Source organism: Streptosporangium sp. NPDC004379, from assembly GCF_042873875.1.
GTDB lineage: Bacteria > Actinomycetota > Actinomycetes > Streptosporangiales > Streptosporangiaceae > Streptosporangium.
The window spans coordinates 34,967-55,252 of the sequence record NZ_JBIAMC010000007.1 but is presented as its reverse complement, the minus strand read 5'-3'; the positions used below and the strand labels follow the sequence as shown (position 1 = coordinate 55,252).

The window sequence follows — 20,286 nt, the reverse complement described above, 5'->3', positions numbered from 1 at the left end:
GGGGTGTCCGGACGGGGCGCCTGGCTAGAGTGGTCCGGACGAACGCCGGCCCCGGGGGAGCGGAGCATCCGTGGACGACACCACACCCGACGACCGCGCCGCGGACGCCCCCGGAGGACGCCGTACGGCGTCCCGCGGCGTGCTGGTGAGGCGCGCGCTGCCCACCGAGCCCGCGGTGCGCGGCTCGGCGTCGCTCTTCATGACCGAGGCGGGCGCCCAGGGCGTCCGTCCGGGTCGTCAGATGCTCCACGTCGGCCCGGAACCGGCCGCCGGGCACATCGCCGAGGCCCTGCGCGTCGAGCCCGGCACGGAGGTCCTGGCGCGCCGCAAGCTGCTGCTGGCGGACGACGTGCCGGTGCGGATCGCCACGAGCTTCTTCCGCCTCGACGTCTTCGGCGGCACCCCGATCTGCGCGCCCGGCTTCGTCACGCCGACCCTGCAGGCCGGGATCGAGGCGCTCGGGCACCGCTTCGGTCACGCCGAGGAGTATCTCGTCGCCCTGCCGGCCACCGGCGCCGAGACCGCCGCGCTCCGGCTCGACCCGGGGGAGTGGGTGGTGCGGATCGTGCGCGCCGCCTACGGCGACGACGGCACGCCGGTGCACGTCCTGGAGACCGTCTGCGCGGCCTCCCGCCACGTCTTCCCGATCGCCCAGGTCACCGGCGCCGACGAGTTCTGAGCCGGCCGTACGGCACGGCTTCCCGCCCGGTCACGCGGCGCGGCCTCCGGCTCGGTCACGCGGCGCGGCCTCCGGCTCGGTCACGCGGCGCGACCTGACCGGTTCGGTCACGCGGCGCGGTCTCCGGGCCGGTCAGGCGGTGCGGCGGGAGTGGGCCAGGGCCCGCCAGCCGATGATCACGGCGGCCGCCCCCAGCGCCAGGGCCAGGTAACCCCCGACGATCCCGCCGCCGGTGCCGGGACCGCCCTCGGAGTTGACCACGACCAGCCCGCCGACGACCATGCCGGCCGGCCCCGACGCCAGGGCCGCGGCGGCCTTCCGCGCGGCGCCGGTACGGTCGGCGGCGCGCAGGGCCGACACGCCGGCGACCACGCCCGCCAGCGCCGGTGCCATGGCGACCAGGGCCCAGATACGCCCGGCGGTGAAGTAGCCGACGCCGACCGGCTGGGCCAGGACCTGCGCGGACACTGACGCGGCGTGCTCGGAACCTCCGGTCAGGGCGGTTCCGGCGGCGGCGAGCAGGTGACGGACGGACGACATGAAGTGCTCCTCCTGCGATCGGATGCCGCCGATCATGCCCGCCGGACCCGCCGCCGGTCGTCCGCCGGACGCGGACGATCCGCGCTGCCGCCGCCGCGGCAGCCGGCCGCCGAGGCTGACGCGGCCGACGTGGGGATACCGCGGGCGCGGTAGCCGGGCGGTCATCCGCACGGAGGAGTCGCCCGCGCGGGCCTCGGGTTAGGGTGCGCGCATGAGCACAGGACGGTCCGGGGCGCGGGCGGACGCCACGGACTGGGCGATCGCCGTCGGCATGGCGGCGGTGCTGCTGGTCACGGGGCTGTCCGGGCGGCACCCCGCCACGGGTCCGTACCTGCTCGGCTACGCGCTGCTGGCCGTCGGCGGCCTGGCGCTGGCCGCGCGCCGGCGGGCCCCGGTGCCCGTCCTGGCCGTCACCGGGCTGTGCGCGGTGGGCTACCAGGCGGCCGGTTTCGACGTGCCCGCCGTGCCGTACCTGTTCGCGGTGTACGCCGCCGTGCGGGCGGGACACCGGGCCGTCACGGTGGGGGCGAGCGTGGCCATGCTGGGCCTGCTGCCCGTGGCGGCCCTGGTCTCGGGCATGCACGACACGGGTGAGGCGTTCGCGCGGGCCCGGGGAGCCCTGGAGCTGGCCTGGCTGATCGCGGCCGGGGCCGCCGGAGAGGCGCTGCGGCAGGCCGAGCGGCGGGCGGAGGAGGCCGAGCGCACCCGGGAGGAGGCCGCGCGGCGCCGCGCCGACGAGGAGCGGCTGCACATCGCGCGGGAGCTGCACGACTCGCTCACCCACCAGATCTCCGTCATCAAGGTGCAGGCGGAGGCCGCCGTCCACGTGGCCCGCAGGCGGGGCGAAGAGGTGCCGGAGGCCCTGCTGGCGATCCGGGAGGCCGGCCGCGAGGCGGCCCGGGAGCTGCGCGCGACCCTGGAGGTGCTGCGCGACGACGCCAGGACCCCGCCGCACGGGCTGGGCCACGTCCCGGAACTGGTGGAGCGCGCCCGCGCGACCGGCCTGGACGCGAGACTGACGGTCGGGGGACGCCGGCACGACGTGCCGGCCGCGGTGGACCGGACCGCCTACCGGATCGTCCAGGAGTCGCTGACCAACGTCGCCCGGCACGCCGCCGCCGCGACGGCGTCGGTCCGCATCGACTACCGTCCCGGCGCCCTGGTCATCCGGGTCGACGACGACGGCGCGGCCACGCCGGACGACGCCCCGGCGCCCGGCGTCGGGCTGCTCGGGATGCGCGAGCGGGTCACCGCCCTCGGCGGCCGCCTGCGCGCGGAGCCGCGCGCCGGAGGCGGGTTCACCGTACAGGCCGAGCTTCCCGTGGACGGGGCGTCGTGATCCGTGTCCTGCTGGCCGACGACCAGCCGCTCATCCGCAGCGGGTTCCGCGCGCTCCTCGATCTGGAGGACGACATCGAGGTGGTGGCGGAGGCCGGTGACGGGAGCGAGTGCCTGGAGCTGGCCAGGGAGCACCTGCCCGACATCGCGCTCGTCGACGTGCGGATGCCGGTCCTCGACGGCATCGAGGCGACCCGGCGCATCGCCGCGGACCCGGCCCTGGCCGGGGTGCACGTCGTCATCCTGACGAACTACGGCCTGGACGAGCACGTCTTCGAGGCGCTGCGCGCCGGAGCGGCCGGGTTCCTCGTCAAGGACGTCCTGCCGGAGGACTTCCTGCACTCCGTGCGCGTCGCCGCGCGCGGCGACGCGCTGCTCGCCCCGTCGATCACCCGCAGGCTGATCGACCGGTACGTCGCCCAGCCGCCCCGCACCGGCGCCGCCGCGGCGCTGGGGGAACTGACCAACCGCGAGCGCGAGGCCGTCGCCCTGGTCGCGCGGGGACTGTCGAACGACGAGATCGCCGGTCACATGGTGATCAGCCCGATGACCGCGAAGACCCACGTCAACCGCGCCATGACCAAGCTCCGCGCCCGCGACCGCGCCCAGCTCGTGGTCCTCGCCTACGAGTCCGGCCTGGTGGTCCCGAACGGCTCCTGAGGTCCTCCCCGGTCGCGGCCCGGCCGGGGGCCGGGCCGCGGGAACGGAACCTAGAGACGCTCGACCACGTGGTCGATGCAGACGGTCAGGGCCTCGACGTCGTCGGGGTCGATGGCCGGGAACATCGCGACGCGCAGCTGGTTGCGGCCGAGCTTGCGGTACGGCTCGGTGTCGACGATGCCGTTGGCGCGCAGCACCTTGGCCACCTGCGCGGCGTCCACCCCGTCGGCGAAGTCGATGGTCCCGACCACGTTGGAGCGGAACTCCGGACCCGCGAACGGGGTGGTGTAGGAGGTCTTCTCCGCCCAGGTGTACAGGCGGCGGGCCGACTCGGCCGAGCGGGCGGTGGTCCAGGCCAGGCCGCCGTTGCCGTTCATCCACTCGATCTGCTCGGCGAGCAGGAACAGCGTGGCGACCGCCGGGGTGTTGTAGGTCTGGTCCTTGGCGGAGTTGTCGATCGCCGTCGGCAGGCTGTAGAAGTCGGGCACGTAACGGCCGCTCGCCGCGATCTCCTCGACCCGCGCGAGCGCGGCCGGGGACATCAGGGCGATCCACAGGCCGCCGTCGGAGGCGAAGCTCTTCTGCGGCGCGAAGTAGTAGACGTCGAACTCGCCGGCCTCGACGGGCAGGCCGCCGGCGCCGGAGGTGGCGTCCACCAGGACCAGCGAGCCGTCCTCGCCGACCCGCCGGATCGGCATGGCGACGCCGGTGGAGGTCTCGTTGTGGGTGAGGGCGTAGACGTCCACGCCCTCCTCGGCGCGGGCCTGCGGATGGCTGCCGGGGTCCGACTTGATCACCGTCGGGTCGCCCAGCCACGGGGCCCTGGCGGTGACGGCGGCGAACTTGGAGGAGAACTCGCCGAAGTGCAGGTGCTGCGACCTGTCCCGGACGAGCCCGAAGGCGGCGATGTCCCAGAACGCGGTGGTGCCGCCGTTGCCGAGGACGACCTGGTACCCCTCGGGCAGGGAGAACAGCTCCGAGAGGCCCGCGCGCACCCGCCCGACGAGCGACTTGACCGGCTTCTGGCGATGGGAGGTGCCCATCAGAGCCGATCCGGAGGCGGCCAGAGCGGACAGCTGCTCGGGGCGCACCTTCGAGGGCCCGCAGCCGAAGCGGCCGTCGGCGGGCTTGATGTCAGTGGGAATCACGATGTCAGCCACCCCGCAAGACTACTGAGCCATGCCGCGTGACTCGTACGAGGTCCGCATGATGAGACATTCGTGTCTGACAAGCGGAACGGCCGCCGCGCGAGGGGATCGCGCGGCGGCCGCGGGGGAGGGCCGGCGGGGCCGGGCGGGGGAGCCCGGTCCGGAAAGCCGGCCGCGACGGCTCAGACGGAGCGGACGACCTCGGCGGCGCCGGGGACGTCGTTGATCGAACGCTGCGCGGGACCCACGTACTTGGCGCTGGGGCGGACGAGCCTGCCCGTGCGCTTCTGCTCCAGGATGTGGGCGGCCCAGCCCGCGGTGCGGGCGCAGGTGAACATGGAGGTGAACATGTGCGAGGGGACCTCGGCGAAGTCGAGGATGACCGCGGCCCAGTACTCGACGTTGGTGGCGAGCACCCGGTCGGGCTTGCGGGCGTGCAGCTCCTCCAGAGCGGCCTTCTCCAGCGCGGCGGCGACCTCGTAGCGCGGCGCGTTCAGCTCCTTGGCCGTACGGCGCAGCACGCGGGCGCGGGGGTCCTCGGCGCGGTAGACGCGGTGGCCGAAGCCCATGAGGCGCTGGCCCTTGTCGAGCTCGGACTGCACGTACTTCTTGGCGTCGCCGACCTGCTCGACACCCTCGATCATGTGCAGCACGCGCGCCGGGGCGCCGCCGTGCAGCGGACCGGACATGGCGCCGACGGCGCCGCTCAGCGCCGCCGAGACGTCGGCGCCGGTGGAGGCGATGACGCGGGCGGTGAAGGTGGAGGCGTTCATGCCGTGCTCGGCCGCCGAAACCCAGTAGGCGTCGATGGCCTTGACGTGGGCGGGGTCGGGCTCGCCCCGCCAGCGGGTCATGAACCGCTCGACGATGCTCTCGCACTCGTCGATCCGCTTCTGCGGGACCATCGGCTGGCCGAGGCCGCGCGACGACTGGGCGACGAAGCTGAGGGCGGTCACGCTGGCGCGCGCGAGGTTGTCGCGCGCCTCGTCGTCGTCGATGTCGAGCAGCGGCTTGAAGCCGTACGCGGGGGCCAGCATGGCCAGCGCGCTCTGCACGTCGACGCGGATGTCACCGGAGTGGACAGGAATGGGGTACGGCTCGGCCGGGGGCAGGCCCGGCTGGAACTCGTTGTCGACCAGCAGGCCCCACACGTGTCCGAAGGAGACGCGGCCGACCAGCTCTTCGATGTCGACGCCCCGGTAGCGAAGGGCGCCCCCTTCTTTGTCCGGTTCCGCGATCTCCGTCTCGAAAGCTACGACGCCTTCGAGCCCGGGTTTGAAGTCGGACATTCTCGGCCGCCTCCCTTTCTTGAAGTCAAAGCCTTGATGTCGAGATACCGGCGGGTCATATTCAACCCTGTGGGGGACAGTGGTGTGGCCCCGGACCCGCCGGAACGCGATCGTCCCAGGTAGGGGGCGCGCGCATGCTCTTGGTGTCAACCACGGGAGAATACCGAACCGTGGATGCCACCTCGCGCCCGCCGTCGCTCGCGGGCCTTCGCCGTACCTACGAGGGCGCCCCTCTGTCGGAGGGGGATCTCGCGCCCGATCCTGTGACGCAGTTCACCGTCTGGTTCGGTGAGGCCCTGGACGCCGGGCTCCCCGAACCCAACGCCATGATCCTCGCCACCTGCTCGGCGGGCGGGCTGCCGACGGCCCGCACCGTGCTGCTGAAGGGCTACGACGAACGGGGATTCGTCTTCTACACCAACTACGAGTCCCGCAAGGGCCGCGACCTCCGGGAGAACCCCAGGGCCGGCCTGCTGTTCCCCTGGCACCCCATCCGCCGCCAGGTGCGGGTGGAGGGCACGGTGACGCGGCTGCCACGCGAGGAGTCGGCCGCCTACTTCCGCTCCCGCCCCTACGGTTCGCGCATCGGCGCCTGGGCGTCGCGGCAGTCGGCCGTGGTGGGCTCGCGGCAGGAGCTCGACGCCCGCTACGCCGAGCTGGCCGCGCGCTGGCCGGAGGATCCGCCGGTGCCCGACTTCTGGGGCGGGTTCCGGGTCGTGCCGGTGGAGGTGGAGTTCTGGCAGGGCCAGGTCTCCCGGATGCACGACCGCCTGCGGTACCGGCGCGCGGGTGACGGATGGGTCGTGGAACGCCTGGCTCCCTGACGCATTACTCTCTCGTTGCTGATGTATCCGCATATATCAGCCTTGATGAGGGGGAATCGTGGCGTTCGGGGACATGGTGCGGCGGCTCGCGGTGGACACCCGTCCGCTCGCCGTTCCGGCCTTCCGGCGGCTCTGGGCCGGGCAGGGCGTGTCGTTCATCGGTTTCCAGCTCACCGCGGTGGCGGTCAGCGCCCAGATCTACGACATCACCTCCTCCTCGTTCTGGGTCGGCATGCTCGGCCCGGCCAACCTCATCCCCCTGATCGTCTTCGGGCTGTGGGGCGGCGCCGTCGCCGACGCCGTGGACCGGCGCAGGCTGCTGCTGACCGGATCGGTCATCGCCTGGGCCGCGACGCTCGCCCTGCTGGCCCAGGCCGTCCTCGGCACCGCGAACGTCGGGCTGCTGCTGGCGACCACGGCCGTGCACGCCACCGGCTTCGCCATCACCGGCCCGACCCGCGGCGCGATCATCCCCAGGCTCGTCCCGCCGGAGATGGTCCCGGCCGCCAACACGCTCAACTACCTCGCCGGAGGCGTCGGCAGCGTCGTGGGCCCGCTGGTCGCCGGGGTCGTGCTCGCCCGGGGCGGCCTCGCCGCCGCCTATCTGGCCGACGCCGTGCTGTTCACCGCCGGCTTCTACGCCACGCTGCGGCTGCCGGGCCTGGCGCCGCTCGGCGAGGTGACCCGCCCCGGCCTCCGGTCCGTCCTGGACGGCCTGCGCTACGTCTCCGGCCATCCCATCGTGATGATGTCGTTCGTCGTGGACATCATCGCCATGGCCTTCGCCCTGCCCCGGGCGCTGTTCCCCCAGATCGTGGCCGAGCGGTTCGGCGGCTCGCCGATCGCGTTCGGCTGGCTGTCGGCGAGCATGGCGATCGGCTCGGTCGCCGGCGGGCTGATGTCGGGCTGGGTGGGCCGGGTCCGGCGGCAGGGCCTGGCGCTCACCTTCGTGATCGCCGCCTGGGGGCTCAGCGTCGCCGCGTCCGGGCTGGTGGGCGCGCTGTGGGCGATGGTCGCGCTGCTCGCCTTCGGCGGGGCCGCCGACCTCGTCTCCTCGGTGTGGCGGCAGACGATCCTCCAGACGCACGCGCCCGACGACATGCGCGGGCGGATGCAGGGGGTGTTCATGGTCGTGGTGGCCGGCGGGCCCCGCCTCGGGGACCTGCGCGCCGGGGCCACCGCCACGTGGTTCGGCGCCACCGGGGCCTGGGTGGGCGGCGGGATCGCGTGCGCGCTCGCCGTACTCGCGGTGGGGCTGGCGGTGCCCTCGTTCAGGGGTTACCGTGCGGGCACACGCGAGGTCTGACCGGTCCGGGAGGCGTCCGGGAAGCACCCGGGAGGCATCCGGGAAGCATCGGGCGCGCTCCGGTGTTGCCGTCCTTTGCCACCGCGGACCCGATACTCCCAATAGGGTCGGGGTCTGAGACTTCTTCCGTCCCGCACCGCCCTTCGCGGAACGTCGCGTGATGGACGAGGAGGCATCGAGATAGGACGGAGGAGCCTTGACCGCACACGGCCTGATCGACACCACGGAGATGTACCTCCGCACCATCTTCGAGCTGGAGGAAGAGGGGATCGTCCCACTGCGGGCCCGGATCGCCGAGCGGCTGCAGCAGAGCGGCCCCACCGTCAGCCAGACGGTCGCCCGCATGGAGCGCGACGGCCTCGTCCGCGTGGAGGGCGACCGCCACCTGGCCATGACCGACCTCGGCCGCACCCTGGCGACGCGCGTCATGCGCAAGCACCGCCTCGCCGAATGCCTGCTCACCCAGGTGATCGGGCTGCCCTGGGAGGAGGTGCACATCGAGGCGTGCCGCTGGGAGCACGTCATGTCGGAGTCGGTGGAGGCCCGGCTGGTCTCCCTGCTCAACAACCCGACCGAGGACCCCCACGGCAACCCCATCCCCGGCCTCGACGAGCTGGGCGTCGAGGGCGCCGGGAGCGACTGGGAGTCGCTGCCGTCGATGGCCGCTCTGGCCGGACCCAGAGATATACCCGTCGTCGTCCGCCGAATTAGCGAACAAGTGCAAAGCGATCCGGCTGTGATGCTTAAACTCAAGCAAGTTGGGATACAACCCGGACGCGAGGTAACGCTCGCGGCGAGCGACGACGGTGTGCGGGTGACAGGTGACGACGAGGCGGAGAACAATCTTGCGGAGCTTCCGCGGGAGATCGCCGCGCACGTCTTCGTCTCCACTCGCTGACCAGGGCCCCTCTGCTTGGTTGGATCCCCCTGGGGAGCCCCTCCGCTTCCACTCCCAGGCCGAGACTGCAGCTGGAGCAACCGTGGTTCGCTTTGCGCACACCCGTCCTCAAGGGGTGGTCACCGGATGAAGCGGTGGGGGGACCTCTCACCGGACACCGCCGACCACCTGACGGCCGGTTCCGTTCTCGACCACGCCGAGATGGCGGTGGTCGTCACCGACAGATTCAGCAACATCCTCTACCGGAACCCGTTCGCCGACAGGCTCTTCGGCCGCCCCGCGGCCGCGGCCTCCCGGGAACAGTCCTTCTCCCTCGGCGTCATGGAGAAGGACCATCCGCTCGCCGGTGAGCTCGCCAAGCACGTCCTCAAGGGCGGGGTCTGGGAGGGCACGTTCGACGTCCGCCGCGGCGACGGGACGATGATCTACGTCCGGGCGCAGGCCGTACCGCTGCGGCACCCGTCCGGATCGGTCAGCGGCATCGTCATCACCGCCCGCGAGGCGATGCGCAGCAACGAGCGGGAGAAGGACCGCTTCGGGCTGCTGGAGCGGATCGGCGAGCGGCTCGCCGGATCCCTCTACGTCGAGGAGACGCTCAAGCGGGTCTCCGAGATGCTCGTCCCGCAGTTCGCCGACCACTGCTTCATCGAGCTGATGGAGGGCGACCGGCTGACCCGCAGGGTCTCCACCCACGTCCAGGGCTGGAGCCCGCCGCCGGACACGTGGGCGCCGCTCGGGGCGGAGATCCGCTACCCCCCGGGCCACTACGCCGACATCGCGCTGCGCCGTCAGGAGACCGTCCTGGTCGAGGACTTCGCGCAGACCAACTACCCGAGCCCCGGCGAGGCCAACACCCGCCTGGCCGCCGAGATCGGCCTGACCTCGGCCATCGTGGCGCCCCTGTGCGTTCGCGGCGAGACCCTCGGGCTGATGTACCTCGGGCTGTCCAACCTCACCGACCGGCGCAGCCCGCACTACGACGCCTTCGACCGCGACTTCGTCGGGGCCATCGCCACCCGCGTCGCCGTGGCCGTGGACAACGCGCTGCTGTTCGAGGAGGAGCGGCACACCGCCGAGTCCTTCCAGAAGTACCTGCTGCCTCCCGCGCCGCTGCCCGAGCTCGACGGGCTGGAGATCGCGGTCCGCTACTACCCGGCGGCCCCGCTCGCCAGCCACGGCCAGGGCATCCAGACCCAGGTGGGCGGCGACTGGTACGACGTCATCCCGCTGTCGGCGGGCCGGGTCGGCATCGTCATCGGCGACGTCGAGGGCCGCGGAGCCAAGGCCGCCGCCGTCATGGGCCAGCTGCGCGCCGCGCTGCGCGCCTTCGCCCAGGACGACAAGCCGCCCGCGGAGATCCTCGCCAAGCTCGACGAGTGGACCCGCATCATCGCCACCCCCGAGCGCGACGACAGCGGCACCGACGTCAGCGTCCCGCCCATCGTCACCTGTCAGTACCTCGTCTACGACGCCTGGTCGCGGCAGCTCTCCTTCGCCAACGCCGGCCACGCCCCGCCGCTGCTGCTGCACGGCGGGGTCTGCCGGGAACTGCAGATCGAGGAGGTGGGCCAGCCCCTCGGCGTCCGCGCCAAGGGCATGCACGCCGACCTGGTCTACAAGGAGGAGACCCGGACGCTGCCGCCGGGCGCCGCGCTCGTCCTCTACACCGACGGCCTCGTGGACCGCCGCCCGGTGCGCGACGCCGACGGCCGGGCACCCACCGAGGAGGAGACCTTCGACATCCTCCGCCGGCGGCTCGCCGAGGAGGCCGGCGCGTCGGTGGAGCACCTCGCCGAGGTGGCGACGTTCGCGGTGCCGGGCGAGATCGACGACGACATGGCGATCCTCGTGGTCAGGTCCGCCCCCGACGACCTCGACGTCGAGGAGCGGACGTTCCCGGCCCAGCCGATCATGGTCGGTGAGGCCCGCCGGATGGCGTCGGACGCGTTCACCGGCTGGAACGTCCCCGAGGAACGCGCCGAACTCGCCTGCCTGCTGGTCTCCGAGGTGGTGACCAACGTCGTGCTGCACGCCGCCACCGCCACCGTCCCCCGGCGGGAGCTGCCGGTGGACGGCCCCTCGCTGTCGTCCCTGTCGTTCGACGAGACCTGGGGCGACGGCCCCGACTTCGACGACGAGGTCACCGCCGAGAAGGAGTTCACGCTCCGGCTGCGCCGGGGCCGCGACTCGGTCTGGGTGGAGGTCTTCGACCAGGACCTGCGGCTTCCCCGGATCCGCAGCGCCGGGGAGAACGACGAGGGTGGACGGGGCCTGTACCTCGTCGACCAGCTCGCCAGGCGCTGGGGATCACGCCCCACCAAGGAGGGCAAGGCCGTCTGGTTCGAGATCCCCACCAAGACCCGCTGAGGCTCCGCGGTCCACCGGGGTCCACCGGGGTCCTGCGGTCCGCCGAGGACCCGGTCCGCCGAGGCCCGCGATCCGTCGAGGTCACGGTCCGCTTAGGTCCCGGCCCGCTGCGGCCAGTGGTCCGCCGAGGTCACGGTCCGCTGAGGTCCCGCCGAGGCGCCGTCCCGCCGCCGAACCTCCCGGCGGCGTCCGGCCGCGTCCTTCGCCGGGATCGGGGTACGGCGCGGGCGGCTGGCCGGTCTCCACGCGAGGTGCTTGACTCGTGGGCATGGAACTGGCCTTCGAACGGCGCGGGGTGGGTCCGCCCCTGATCCTCCTGCACGGAATCGGGCACCACTGGCAGGGATGGCTGCCGGTGCTCGACCGTCTCGCCGCCGAGCGGGACGTCGTCGCCGTGGACTTCCCGGGCTTCGGTGTCTCGCCGCCGCTGCCGCCGGGCACGCCGTACACCCCCGAGGCGCTCGCCGACGCGGTCGAGGCGTTCTGCGCGGTGCTCGGCCTGCGTGAGCCGCACGTCGCGGGCAGCTCCCTGGGCGGCTACGTCGCGCTGGAGCTCGCCGCCCGCGGGGTGGTCCGCACCGCCACCGCCCTCTCCCCGGCCGGGTTCTGGAACCGTACCGAGCTGGCCTACGCCCGCGCGGTGCTCCGGGCGATCAGGTCGCTGGCGCGCGAACTGCCGGCCGGACGCGCCCGCCTCCTCGCCGGGCACCGGATCGGCCGGACGCTGACGATGGGCCTGATGACGGCCCACCCGGACCGGCTGTCCGCCGAGGCGGTGACGGCCGCCGCCGAGGCGATCGCCGGCGCCCCGGGGTTCGACGACACCCTCGACGCGTTCCTGTGGACGATGCCGCCCGCCCCGCCGAAGTCGCCGATCACCATCGCCTGGGGCGAGCACGACCGGCTGCTGCCCCGGCGCCAGGCCGTACGGGCGGCCCGGTGGTCGGGACAGCGGGTACGGCTGCTGCGGGGATGCGGGCACCTGCCGATGAGCGACGACCCCGGCCTGGTCGCCCGCGTCCTCCTGGAGGGCTCCTCCCGCTGAACCCGCACCGGGGCGTACGGCACGCGACCGGACTCGCGATGTCCGCCCGGTGTGACGCCTGTCCGGTGTACGGCGCGGCCGGGCGTCACCGCCCGGCTGGTCCGGATGCCGGCGCCTTCCCGGCCGGTCCGGATGCCGGCGCCTTCCCGCCCGGTTCGGTGCCGGCGCCTTCCCGCGCTACCGGGTGCGGCGGCGGTTGCGCAGCGCCGCCACCCCCGCGACCACGGCGGCCAGCGCGCCCGCCGTCACCGCCGTCGCGGTGTGGCGACGCTGCTGCACGGCGGTGCCGGCCAGGCCCCAGACCAGCGTGGCGGGGTAGGAGATCGAGCGGGGACCGGCGGCGATCACGGCCGTGGCGACGGCCCCGGTCACGGCCAGCGCCGGGACCGCCCAGGGGCGCTGCGGGTCGGCCGCCGCGGGGCCGTCGACGGCGCCGTCGAGCACCGAGATGGCCGACGCCAGGGTGAGCCAGCCCGCGAACCCGGCCAGCGGCTCGCGCACCGCCCAGCGCCACCCGTCCGGCCGCCCGCGGTCCTCGGGGGTCTCGCGGTCCTCGCGGTCCTCGCGGTCTCCGTGGTCCCTGTGGTCGCCGTGGTCCCCGTGGGAACCGTCCTCGGGGGTGTCCCGGCCGGTGAGTGCGTAGGCCGCCACCGCCGACACCCAGGTGACGCCCACCAGGGGCAGGAACGCCCGGGTGCCCTGCGCGCGGCTCTGCAGGCCCGCGCCGAGGTAGCCCAGCGCGGCGGGCAGGGCGAGGCGGCCCAGAACGTGGTCACCACGCCGCCGCGGCATCGCCTGGTAGACGGCGTAGGCCAGCGAACCCGCGTAGATCGGCCCCCAGATGCCGAAGGCCCGGCTGGGCGGGACGATCGCCGACGGCGACCGTTCCGCGTCGCCGTAGTTCCCGGTGGCTCCCAGCGTCAGGCCGGTCACGACCGCCCCCGCCGTCAGCGCCTGCCGTGCCACGCCCTGCCGAATGCCGTCTCCCATGTCCCCGCACCCCACCGCGAGCGGCCCGGTGAGACGCACCGTGTCTCGGCCGGCCGGGTTCCCGCGTGCCGCGATGGCCCTTCCCACGGGCTCACTTCCCCCGACGGGCCCGCCCATTCGGCGCGGAGCCGGCCGCCGGCGTGATCCGCGGCACGTGGCCCGGCCGCCCCGGCGGTACGGCGGGTCACCGGAAACGCCCGATCACCAGGCGCGGAAGGATCCGTCCTGCCGCCCGCCGGGGGCGTCCGGGCGCGGTCGAAGAACCGGGCCGGCCACCGGCCGGGAGCGTCCGGGCGCGGTCAGCGGAACGTCTGCGCCCACAGGGCGAGGGCCACCAGGACGAACACGATCACGATGCCCGCGTAGCCGACAGGACCGAGCCGCAGCGCCCGCCGTACCCGGTTGAGACCCCAGGCGAACAGGAACGCCAGGAAGATCAGCAGAATCAGCCCGCTGTCCATCGCCACCGCCTCAGGGAGTCCACGCAGACCAGTATGCGTCGGCGGAGCCGATCACGCGGCGGGTAACGGCCGGACGCGCTCACATGAGATCGTTGCGCCTCATGAACGCTTCCCCGAAGACATCGCGCGTCCTGACGGCCGTCGTCCTCGCCGCCGGTCTCGCGGCGGGCCTGACCGCCTGCTCCGGCGACGGTGACGGTGACGGTGACTCAGCCGCGCCGGCACCCACCGTCACGGTGACCGAGACGTCCGCCGCGACCGGGACGGCCTCGGAGCCGCCCGTGACCGCCCCGCCCACCTCCTCCGTGCCCACCGTCACGGCCACGCTCACCGCCTCGCCCGCCGCGACGCCGAGCGTCTCCGGCATGCGGGGTCTGGACGAGGACCTGGTGGGGGACGTGCAGCTCGATGGAAGCGGCGCGATCACGGTGGCTCCCGAGGGCGAGGCCGCGCGGCGGGCCAAGCTCATGCCGTTCACCGAGGTGCTCGACGTGCAGGGCGGCATCTGCACGAAGGGACCGCTCCCGCACCGGTGCACCACCGACCAGCTCCGCAAGGCGCTCAAGGCGGGGACGTCCCTCTACGCCAAGGTCACCGTCAAGGACGGCTTCGCCATGCGGATCGAGGAGATCGTCCCGGAGTGACCGGCGGAGCGCCGGGGAGGGCCCGTTCAGCCCGGAGCGGCGCACGCCGGGACGGGCGATCGGGAGCCGGGGGATCGGCGGCCCGGCGGGGCGCCGGCCGCTCAGAAGCCGAAGGACCGGCCGATGATCTCCTTCATGATCTCGGTGGTGCCGCCGTAGATGGTCTGCACGCGGCTGTCGATCCAGGCCCTGGCGACCGGGTACTCCAGCATGTAGCCGTAGCCGCCGTGGAGCTGGAGGCAGCGGTCGATGACCCGGTTCTGCAGCTCGGTGGTCCACCACTTGGCCTTGGCCGCGTCCACGACGCTCAGTTCCCCGGCGTTGAGCGCCCGGACGCACCTGTCCACGTAGTGGCGGGCGATGTCGACCTCGGTGTCCAGCTCGGCCAGCACGAACCGGGTGTTCTGGAAGCCGCCGATGTTGCGGCCGAAGGCCGTGCGGTTCCTGCAGTACTCGATGGTCGTCCGCAGCACGGTCTCGGCGGCGGCCACCGCGGCCACCGCGATCGACAGCCGCTCCTGCGGGAGGTTGGCCATGAGCTGGTAGAAGCCCTGCCCCTCCTGCCCGCCCAGCAGGTTGGCGGCGGGGACCCGCACGTCGTCGAAGGACAGCTCCGCCGTGTCCTGGGCGTGCATGCCGATCTTCTCCAGGTTGCGGCCCCGGGTGAAGCCCTCCATGCCCCGCTCGACGACGAGCAGCGAGATGCCCCGGGCGCCCGCGTCCGGGTCGGTCCTGGCGACCACGACGACGAGGTCGGCGTTGATGCCGTTGGTGATGAAGGTCTTGGAGCCGTTGACGACGTAGTGGTCGTCCTCCCGCACGGCGGTCGTCCGTACGCCCTGCAGGTCGCTGCCCGCGCCGGGCTCGGTCATCGCGATGGCGGTGATCAGCTCGCCGCTGACGAAACCGGGCAGCCAGCGGGCCTTCTGCCCGTCGTCCGTCAGGTTCAGGAGGTAGGGGGCCATCACGTCGTTGTGCAGGGAGAAACCCAGGCCGGACGCGCCGGCCGCGACGACCTCCTCGACGATCACGGCGTTGTAGCGGAAGTCGGTGATGCCGGCTCCGCCGTACTCCTCGGGCACCGCGAAGCCGAACATGCCGACCTCGCCGGCCTTCTTCCACACCTCGCGGGGGACGATGCCGTCCTTCTCCCACCGGGCGTGGTGCGGGACGACCTCGCGGGCCAGGAACTCGCGTACGGTCTCCCGGAAGAGCAGGTGCTCCTCCTCGAACAGGTCTCGCTGCATCGGCGGATCCTCCCGGGGTGGTTCTACGGTCCCTGCGGTCCCGCGCAACAGAATACGATTCTGTTGCCGCCTCGGTACAGTACGGCCGGCGATGCCCGCGCGGCCCCCGTCCGGCCCCCGACCGGCGGGAACGGGCCGCTCCCGCCGGGTGATCCCCGGGGGACAGCGGGTCACAACTGCGCCACGGTCCCCTGTGGATTCCCTGATCCCGCTGCGCCAAAGAGGTCGAAAACCGTACGATCTACCCTTGGTTTGCTAGAGGTGGCGCCGAGTCGGCGGTCCCGGCGATCGGAGTGTTGTGGTGGTTCGGTGGCGATCCAGGCTGAGTAAGCCTGTCGCGGTCTCGATGCTGGGTCTGCTGGGAGGGGCACTGGTCGTGCTCCCCTCGGGACAGGCGAGCGCCAACGCCGCCGAGCTGGTGGTCGACTACCAGTGCACCGGCGATCCGACGGACAGCATCGCGCAGAGCGGTCCGGTGCGTTTGCGGACCCATGTGTCGGTCCCGACGACGCTGACCGTGGGCGAGCCGCTCAACATCGGCTGGAAGCTCGGCTACCTCGGTATCGCCAGGTTCGGCTCGCCCGGCTACTTCGAGCCCGGCGCCACGGTCACCGCCACCGGCACGGTGGCGCTGTCGGGTGTCTGGAGCGGGAACCTCAAGCCGGTGGGCGCGGTGGAGCAGACCGGCAGGCTCCAGCCGGGCGACATCCTGAAGCTCCCCGAGGCGATCTCCGACTTCGCGCACACCGACCAGGCGGGGACGCTCAAGGTCACGCCGCGGAACATCGTGGTGGACTTCGCGCCCCCGGCGGGCGAGGCCATGGTCAACGACGACGACCCCCGGGTGAAGTACTTCGGAGGTGGCTGGAAGGACCGGAACAACCAGCCGGTCGAGCACAACGACTACCAGCGCGACCTGCACCGCACCGTGGAGAAGGAGGATTACGCCTCCTTCACGTTCACCGGCACCGGCATCGAGTACGTCGCCCAGCGCGACTATCGGGCCGGGAGGGTCCGCTTCTACATCGACGATCAGGTCGCCACCCCCGCCTACGTCGACGCCTCCAAGAAGGCCGACGGCACCCCGTCCACCGACGCCGGCAAGGGCGGGCTGACCCTGTGGCGCTTCCGCGGGCTGAACTACGGCAAGCACACCATCAAGGTCGTCAACGACGAGCAGGGCAAGTGGGGGCAGCTCGACGCGTTCCGGGTGATCACCAAGGAGCTGTCCGCCCCGCCGAAGGCGCACCGGGCCACCTGCACGCTCGTCAGCAACCCGGTGTCGGTGAACGTCGTCATCTCGGACCCCTCGTCGACCACCCCGCCGCCGAACACCACCCCGCCGGGCTCCCCTGATCCGACGGGCGGCCCGACCACCACCCCGCCGACGACGTGCCTTCCGACGACCCCGCCCCCGGCGCTCGCTCCCACCGGTCCGCCGACGCCCGCCCCCACCGTCACCCCGACGGGCACGCCGACGGCGACTCCGGACCCCACCGCGACTCCGGACCTCACGGAGAACGACCCCGCTGACACGGACGATCCGAACGTGTCCCCGGAGGGCTTCGACAAGGCCGCGAGGACCCCCACCCCGCCGGAGACGCCCGCGCCGACCGACCCGCCGACGGAGCGGATGCCGATCGCCCCGACGACGACGCCGCCGGCGACGCCGACCCCGACATGCTCGCCGAGCACCCCTCCGACCACTCCCTCGCACACCCCCACGAACTCGAACTCGGCGACCCCGTCGCCGTGTGTCACCATCACCCCCACGCCGACGCCCACCTCGACGATCACGCCGACCCCCACCCCCACCGTCTCGTGCTCGCCGACGACGACCCCCCCGCAGACCACGCCGCCCCCCACCCCCACGCCGACCCAGAGCAACAGCGCCAACGGCAACACGTCGACCCCGAAGCCGACGCTGACCGTGACGGCGACCGTCACCCCGACCAGGACCGCCCCCACCACCCCGCAGGTGGTGATCACTCCCACGGGCGGCGCCCAGACCGGTGAGGCGCCCGAGCAGGAGGGCGGCACCTCGGCCCTCATGCTGGTCGGCGCCGGCGGCGCCATGCTCGCCGGCAGCGGGATGGGCGGCGTGGTGCTCGTACGGCGGCGCGCGGCGCACTTCCGCGGCCGGAGCTAGGTAAGGAGGCGCCGGATGTACTCAGGGCCCTCGCACGGCGGCCCCGGACCCTACGGACACGATCCCCGTGATCCGTACGGCGCGGGCCGCCCGCCCAGGAGCGCGCGGAGGCTGCTGCTGCCCGCGCTGCTCGTGGCCGGGTCCCTCGGCGGGGTCGGGGCGATCATGGTAGGGCTGCTCACCTACCTGTCCCCGGGGGGCGAGGAGGAGTACTACCGGGCCGCGGAGTCGCAGTCGGCGACCGGCACGGCGGCGCAGAATCCGCCGCCACCGCCGGTGGGGGAGGAGAACCCCGCGCTGACGCTCTCGGCGGCCGTCGGGCCGGGCGGGCTGGACGGGCCGCTGACGGCGGCGGCCCCGACGGCGCCGCCGCCGTTGCCCGTGGTCCAGCCGCCGGAGCCGCTCAAGACCGCCGCCGGTGTGCGGCCGAACAAGCTCTCCGTCGGGAAGATCGGGCTGCTGGCACCCCTGACGCAGGTCGGGGTGGACGCCAAGAAGGAGGTCCAGACCCCGCCGCTGAGCAAGCCGAAGCTGGCGGGCTGGTACAGGTACGGGCCCGTCCCCGGCCAGCAGGGTCCCTCGGTGATCCTCGGCCACGTGAACACCAAGAGCGGTCCCGCCGTGTTCAGCCGCCTGAAGGAGATCAAGCGCGGCGACACGATCAGGGTGTCGCGGTCGGACAAGGCCGTGGTGGAGTTCACCGTCGACGGTGTGGAGCAGGTCAGCAAGAAGGCGTTCCCGTCCAAGCGGGTCTACGGCAACACGGGCGAGGCCACCCTGCGCCTGATCACCTGCGGCGGCGTCTACAACCCCAGGATCGGTCACTACACCGACAACATCATCGTCTACGCCACCCTCTCCAAGGTCGTCCGCCGCTGACCCGGGTCCTCCGGGTACCGGCGCCCGGGTGCCGTCCGTGTCCTCGCGCCGGTGGTTCCGGGTGCGGACGGTCCGCGCTCGCCGATGGAGTTCACGGGTCCCCCACGCGGGGGCCTGCCATCGCGCGGATCGTCTTCCGGACCCTGGATCTTGGGGTAAACCGGTCTTTAGCCTGATAAAGATGGCGTGAAGCTGATAAAACTCTCTATCCCTAGAGAAAATCATCGGCACGCAGTCGGCGTCACGGATGATTCGCGGGGAAACGCCGTTTTCGGCGTCCGGTAAAACCGATTTGCAGCCAGAAATGCGCTGCCGAGCGCCATATGGCACGCGGGGCCTTCAACGCCGTGTTAGACCGATGTTTCGGCTATCGATGGGTTACTCTTCCAGGGTCACGATCATACAAGGAATATAGGGAGATGTATAATCGGTGAGTGATAACATCCCCTCAAATCAGGGTCAGCGGCGGACAATGCGGAATGTCGCCCCCGCAGGGCGGTCATAGAATCGTGAGCGATATGACATCCACCGCCTCATGGAAATCGTGAACCGAATATCCCGGTGGCCCTCCGATGCGTGAGGCTCAAGCGTGAAGTGCGGATACGCCACGGACGCCCGGTGCGTCCGGCGGACACCCCGAATCGCGGCGGCGACGCCGCACCGGCCGGGAAAACGGATATCGGCGGAGACGAACCGACACTGCGGGAGTCGTTCAATGAACACGAGAAATGCGTCGCCCTCGGCGGCGAAAGTCCCTGCGCTGGTGATGCTGGCCGCCGTGCTGGCCGCCGGATGCGCCTCGGGGGAGACCGCCACGGGCGACGCCTCGGCGGCCACGAAGAAGGCGCCGGCCGCGGCGCCCGCCGCGACACCGGTCGCGGGGCCCGTCGAGGCGAACCCGCTTCCGAAGAAGATCCACAACGATCCGAATGTCCGCAGCAACATCGTCCAGACGAAGTGCGCGGCCGTACCGGGCGGCTGGGGCGCCGCGGGAACGGCGGCGAACCCGGGGAAGAAGCCGGTCACCTACCGGATCGTCGTGTACTTCACCACCACCAAGGCGACGACCCTGGACTACGCCCGGACCCAGGTGAAGGTGCCCGCCGGCAAGACGGTCCCCTGGAGCGCCAAGAAGAAGTTCGACGCCGAGGACAAGATGCTCTGCCCCATGCCCGGGATCAGCCTCGTGACCTGACGGGCTCCGTACGAGCCCCGCGGGGGCCCTGTACGGCCCCCGTAAGCGTCCGGGTCGCGGTCCGCGCCGTCCGCGCGCCGTACGGCGGTGCCGTCGTACGGCGGTGGCGGCGCGGTGCGGCGGCGCCGTACGGCGGTGGTGGCGCGGCGGCGCCGTGCGGTGCCGTACGGCGTCTCCGCTGGTCAGAGGGCCGATCGCTACCCTGGAGGGAACGGGGCGGTATCCGCCCGCGGCGCGTGCCGCGGACGGGGAGCCGGGGCCGAGGGCCGCGGCGGGGCCGAAGGGGGTGTCGCGCATGGACGGGCGGGTGGAACAGGTCCGCGGGATCCTGCACGAGGCGGCCGAGACGCATCACCGGGTCTACCGGATCACCGACGGCGTCGACGACGACTGGCCGTACTGGTACGCCGACTGGCTGGTCAACCTCTCGGAGCTGCCGGAGGCGCTGGGCATCAAGCCGCTCCGCAGCCGGCTCGTCTACGAGCTGGTCAGACTGGACGCGGAGTACGCGACGGCCGACCCGTCGGTGCCCTGGGAGACCTTCTACGCGCGGGGCCTGGTCGACCGCCTTCGCCCCGGCCGCGACCCGCTGGTGTAGCGGTGCCGGAGAAGCCTTTCCGGACGCAC

Annotated in this window: 19 protein-coding genes; 13 read left to right on the top strand and 6 right to left on the bottom strand. The window is 72.8% G+C overall.

Going from position 1 to position 20,286, the window contains the following annotated elements; all coding sequences use genetic code 11:
- Positions 1-70 precede the first annotated feature (70 nt).
- Positions 71-679, top strand: a complete 609-nt coding sequence (locus ACFYSC_RS16895) for a GntR family transcriptional regulator (RefSeq protein WP_389961948.1) — start codon at positions 71-73, stop codon at positions 677-679.
- Positions 680-811: 132 nt separating this feature from the next.
- Here the strand turns inward: ACFYSC_RS16895 and ACFYSC_RS16890 are convergent, their stop codons facing one another.
- Positions 812-1,219, bottom strand: a complete 408-nt coding sequence (locus tag ACFYSC_RS16890; RefSeq protein WP_389961946.1) for a DUF6223 family protein — start codon at positions 1,217-1,219, stop codon at positions 812-814.
- Between the two features lie 211 nt (positions 1,220-1,430).
- Here ACFYSC_RS16890 and ACFYSC_RS16885 point away from each other — a divergent pair, with 211 nt between their 5' ends.
- Together ACFYSC_RS16885 and ACFYSC_RS16880 are read left to right on the top strand one after the other, a co-directional pair.
- Positions 1,431-2,558 carry a sensor histidine kinase gene (locus tag ACFYSC_RS16885; RefSeq protein WP_389961944.1) on the top strand — a complete coding sequence of 376 codons (1,128 nt, stop codon included), beginning with the start codon at positions 1,431-1,433 and terminating at the stop codon, positions 2,556-2,558.
- Positions 2,555-3,217 (top strand): response regulator, encoded by a 663-nt coding sequence (locus ACFYSC_RS16880; RefSeq protein ID WP_389961942.1) that lies wholly within the window; start codon positions 2,555-2,557, stop codon positions 3,215-3,217. Before ACFYSC_RS16885 ends, ACFYSC_RS16880 begins: the two co-directional genes overlap by 4 nt.
- Positions 3,218-3,267: 50 nt before the next feature.
- On the opposite strand, the gene serC is transcribed toward ACFYSC_RS16880, so the two are convergent.
- Entirely contained in the window at positions 3,268-4,377 is a 1,110-nt protein-coding gene (serC, locus tag ACFYSC_RS16875) for a phosphoserine transaminase (protein WP_389961940.1), read from the bottom strand.
- Positions 4,378-4,547: 170 nt separating this feature from the next.
- Positions 4,548-5,654 (bottom strand): citrate synthase 2, encoded by a 1,107-nt coding sequence (locus ACFYSC_RS16870; RefSeq protein ID WP_389961938.1) that lies wholly within the window; start codon positions 5,652-5,654, stop codon positions 4,548-4,550.
- 170 nt (positions 5,655-5,824) lie between these two features.
- On the opposite strand from ACFYSC_RS16870, the gene pdxH reads away from it, so the two are divergent.
- The 5 genes from pdxH to ACFYSC_RS16845 all read left to right on the top strand — a co-directional run bounded on the left by pdxH (position 5,825) and on the right by ACFYSC_RS16845 (position 12,094).
- Positions 5,825-6,478 carry a pyridoxamine 5'-phosphate oxidase gene (gene pdxH, locus ACFYSC_RS16865; RefSeq protein WP_389961936.1) on the top strand — a complete coding sequence of 218 codons (654 nt, stop codon included), beginning with the start codon at positions 5,825-5,827 and terminating at the stop codon, positions 6,476-6,478.
- Between the two features lie 58 nt (positions 6,479-6,536).
- On the top strand, positions 6,537-7,784 hold the full coding sequence (locus ACFYSC_RS16860; RefSeq protein ID WP_362936876.1) for an MFS transporter: 1,248 nt from the start codon (positions 6,537-6,539) through the stop codon (positions 7,782-7,784).
- A gap of 196 nt (positions 7,785-7,980) precedes the next feature.
- Positions 7,981-8,682 carry a metal-dependent transcriptional regulator gene (locus ACFYSC_RS16855; RefSeq protein ID WP_362936873.1) on the top strand — a complete coding sequence of 234 codons (702 nt, stop codon included), beginning with the start codon at positions 7,981-7,983 and terminating at the stop codon, positions 8,680-8,682.
- A gap of 126 nt (positions 8,683-8,808) precedes the next feature.
- Positions 8,809-11,049, top strand: a complete 2,241-nt coding sequence (locus ACFYSC_RS16850; protein WP_389961933.1) for a SpoIIE family protein phosphatase — start codon at positions 8,809-8,811, stop codon at positions 11,047-11,049.
- Positions 11,050-11,317: 268 nt separating this feature from the next.
- Positions 11,318-12,094: an alpha/beta fold hydrolase gene (locus ACFYSC_RS16845; RefSeq protein WP_389962743.1), complete on the top strand. Its 777-nt coding sequence runs from the start codon at positions 11,318-11,320 to the stop codon at positions 12,092-12,094.
- 177 nt (positions 12,095-12,271) lie between these two features.
- Here ACFYSC_RS16845 and ACFYSC_RS16840 read toward each other — a convergent pair whose 3' ends face one another.
- Both ACFYSC_RS16840 and ACFYSC_RS16835 read right to left on the bottom strand, forming a co-directional pair.
- Positions 12,272-13,084 carry a hypothetical protein gene (locus ACFYSC_RS16840; RefSeq protein WP_389961931.1) on the bottom strand — a complete coding sequence of 271 codons (813 nt, stop codon included), beginning with the start codon at positions 13,082-13,084 and terminating at the stop codon, positions 12,272-12,274.
- Between the two features lie 299 nt (positions 13,085-13,383).
- Positions 13,384-13,545, bottom strand: a complete 162-nt coding sequence (locus tag ACFYSC_RS16835; protein ID WP_362936864.1) for a hypothetical protein — start codon at positions 13,543-13,545, stop codon at positions 13,384-13,386.
- Positions 13,546-13,646: 101 nt separating this feature from the next.
- Here ACFYSC_RS16835 and ACFYSC_RS16830 point away from each other — a divergent pair, with 101 nt between their 5' ends.
- Positions 13,647-14,189 (top strand): hypothetical protein, encoded by a 543-nt coding sequence (locus ACFYSC_RS16830; protein WP_389961929.1) that lies wholly within the window; start codon positions 13,647-13,649, stop codon positions 14,187-14,189.
- Between the two features lie 101 nt (positions 14,190-14,290).
- On the opposite strand, the gene ACFYSC_RS16825 is transcribed toward ACFYSC_RS16830, so the two are convergent.
- Positions 14,291-15,436, bottom strand: a complete 1,146-nt coding sequence (locus ACFYSC_RS16825) for an acyl-CoA dehydrogenase family protein (RefSeq protein WP_389961927.1) — start codon at positions 15,434-15,436, stop codon at positions 14,291-14,293.
- Positions 15,437-15,782: 346 nt separating this feature from the next.
- Between ACFYSC_RS16825 and ACFYSC_RS16820 the strand changes: the two genes are divergently transcribed.
- The 4 genes from ACFYSC_RS16820 to ACFYSC_RS16805 all read left to right on the top strand — a co-directional run bounded on the left by ACFYSC_RS16820 (position 15,783) and on the right by ACFYSC_RS16805 (position 20,257).
- On the top strand, positions 15,783-17,585 hold the full coding sequence (locus ACFYSC_RS16820; RefSeq protein WP_389961925.1) for a hypothetical protein: 1,803 nt from the start codon (positions 15,783-15,785) through the stop codon (positions 17,583-17,585).
- A 15-nt stretch (positions 17,586-17,600) separates the two neighbouring features.
- Complete coding sequence (locus ACFYSC_RS16815) at positions 17,601-18,464, top strand: class F sortase (RefSeq protein WP_389961923.1); 864 nt, start codon at positions 17,601-17,603, stop codon at positions 18,462-18,464.
- Between the two features lie 715 nt (positions 18,465-19,179).
- The gene (locus ACFYSC_RS16810; RefSeq protein WP_389961921.1) at positions 19,180-19,659 is read left to right on the top strand and encodes a hypothetical protein; all 480 of its coding nucleotides are present in this window, start codon (positions 19,180-19,182) and stop codon (positions 19,657-19,659) included.
- Positions 19,660-19,954: 295 nt separating this feature from the next.
- Positions 19,955-20,257, top strand: a complete 303-nt coding sequence (locus ACFYSC_RS16805; RefSeq protein ID WP_389961919.1) for a hypothetical protein — start codon at positions 19,955-19,957, stop codon at positions 20,255-20,257.
- Positions 20,258-20,286: the final 29 nt, after the last annotated feature.

Coding starts and splice junctions, on each gene's coding strand:
- ACFYSC_RS16890 (WP_389961946.1), bottom strand. CDS start 1,219: ATGTCGTCCGTCCGTCACCTGCTCGCCGCCGCCGGAACCGCCCTGACC.
- ACFYSC_RS16885 (WP_389961944.1), top strand. CDS start 1,431: ATGAGCACAGGACGGTCCGGGGCGCGGGCGGACGCCACGGACTGGGCG.
- ACFYSC_RS16870 (WP_389961938.1), bottom strand. CDS start 5,654: ATGTCCGACTTCAAACCCGGGCTCGAAGGCGTCGTAGCTTTCGAGACG.
- ACFYSC_RS16850 (WP_389961933.1), top strand. CDS start 8,809: ATGAAGCGGTGGGGGGACCTCTCACCGGACACCGCCGACCACCTGACG.
- ACFYSC_RS16845 (WP_389962743.1), top strand. CDS start 11,318: ATGGAACTGGCCTTCGAACGGCGCGGGGTGGGTCCGCCCCTGATCCTC.
- ACFYSC_RS16840 (WP_389961931.1), bottom strand. CDS start 13,084: ATGGGAGACGGCATTCGGCAGGGCGTGGCACGGCAGGCGCTGACGGCG.
- ACFYSC_RS16835 (WP_362936864.1), bottom strand. CDS start 13,545: ATGGACAGCGGGCTGATTCTGCTGATCTTCCTGGCGTTCCTGTTCGCC.
- ACFYSC_RS16830 (WP_389961929.1), top strand. CDS start 13,647: ATGAACGCTTCCCCGAAGACATCGCGCGTCCTGACGGCCGTCGTCCTC.
- ACFYSC_RS16825 (WP_389961927.1), bottom strand. CDS start 15,436: ATGCAGCGAGACCTGTTCGAGGAGGAGCACCTGCTCTTCCGGGAGACC.
- ACFYSC_RS16820 (WP_389961925.1), top strand. CDS start 15,783: ATGCTGGGTCTGCTGGGAGGGGCACTGGTCGTGCTCCCCTCGGGACAG.
- ACFYSC_RS16815 (WP_389961923.1), top strand. CDS start 17,601: ATGTACTCAGGGCCCTCGCACGGCGGCCCCGGACCCTACGGACACGAT.
- ACFYSC_RS16810 (WP_389961921.1), top strand. CDS start 19,180: ATGAACACGAGAAATGCGTCGCCCTCGGCGGCGAAAGTCCCTGCGCTG.
- ACFYSC_RS16805 (WP_389961919.1), top strand. CDS start 19,955: ATGGACGGGCGGGTGGAACAGGTCCGCGGGATCCTGCACGAGGCGGCC.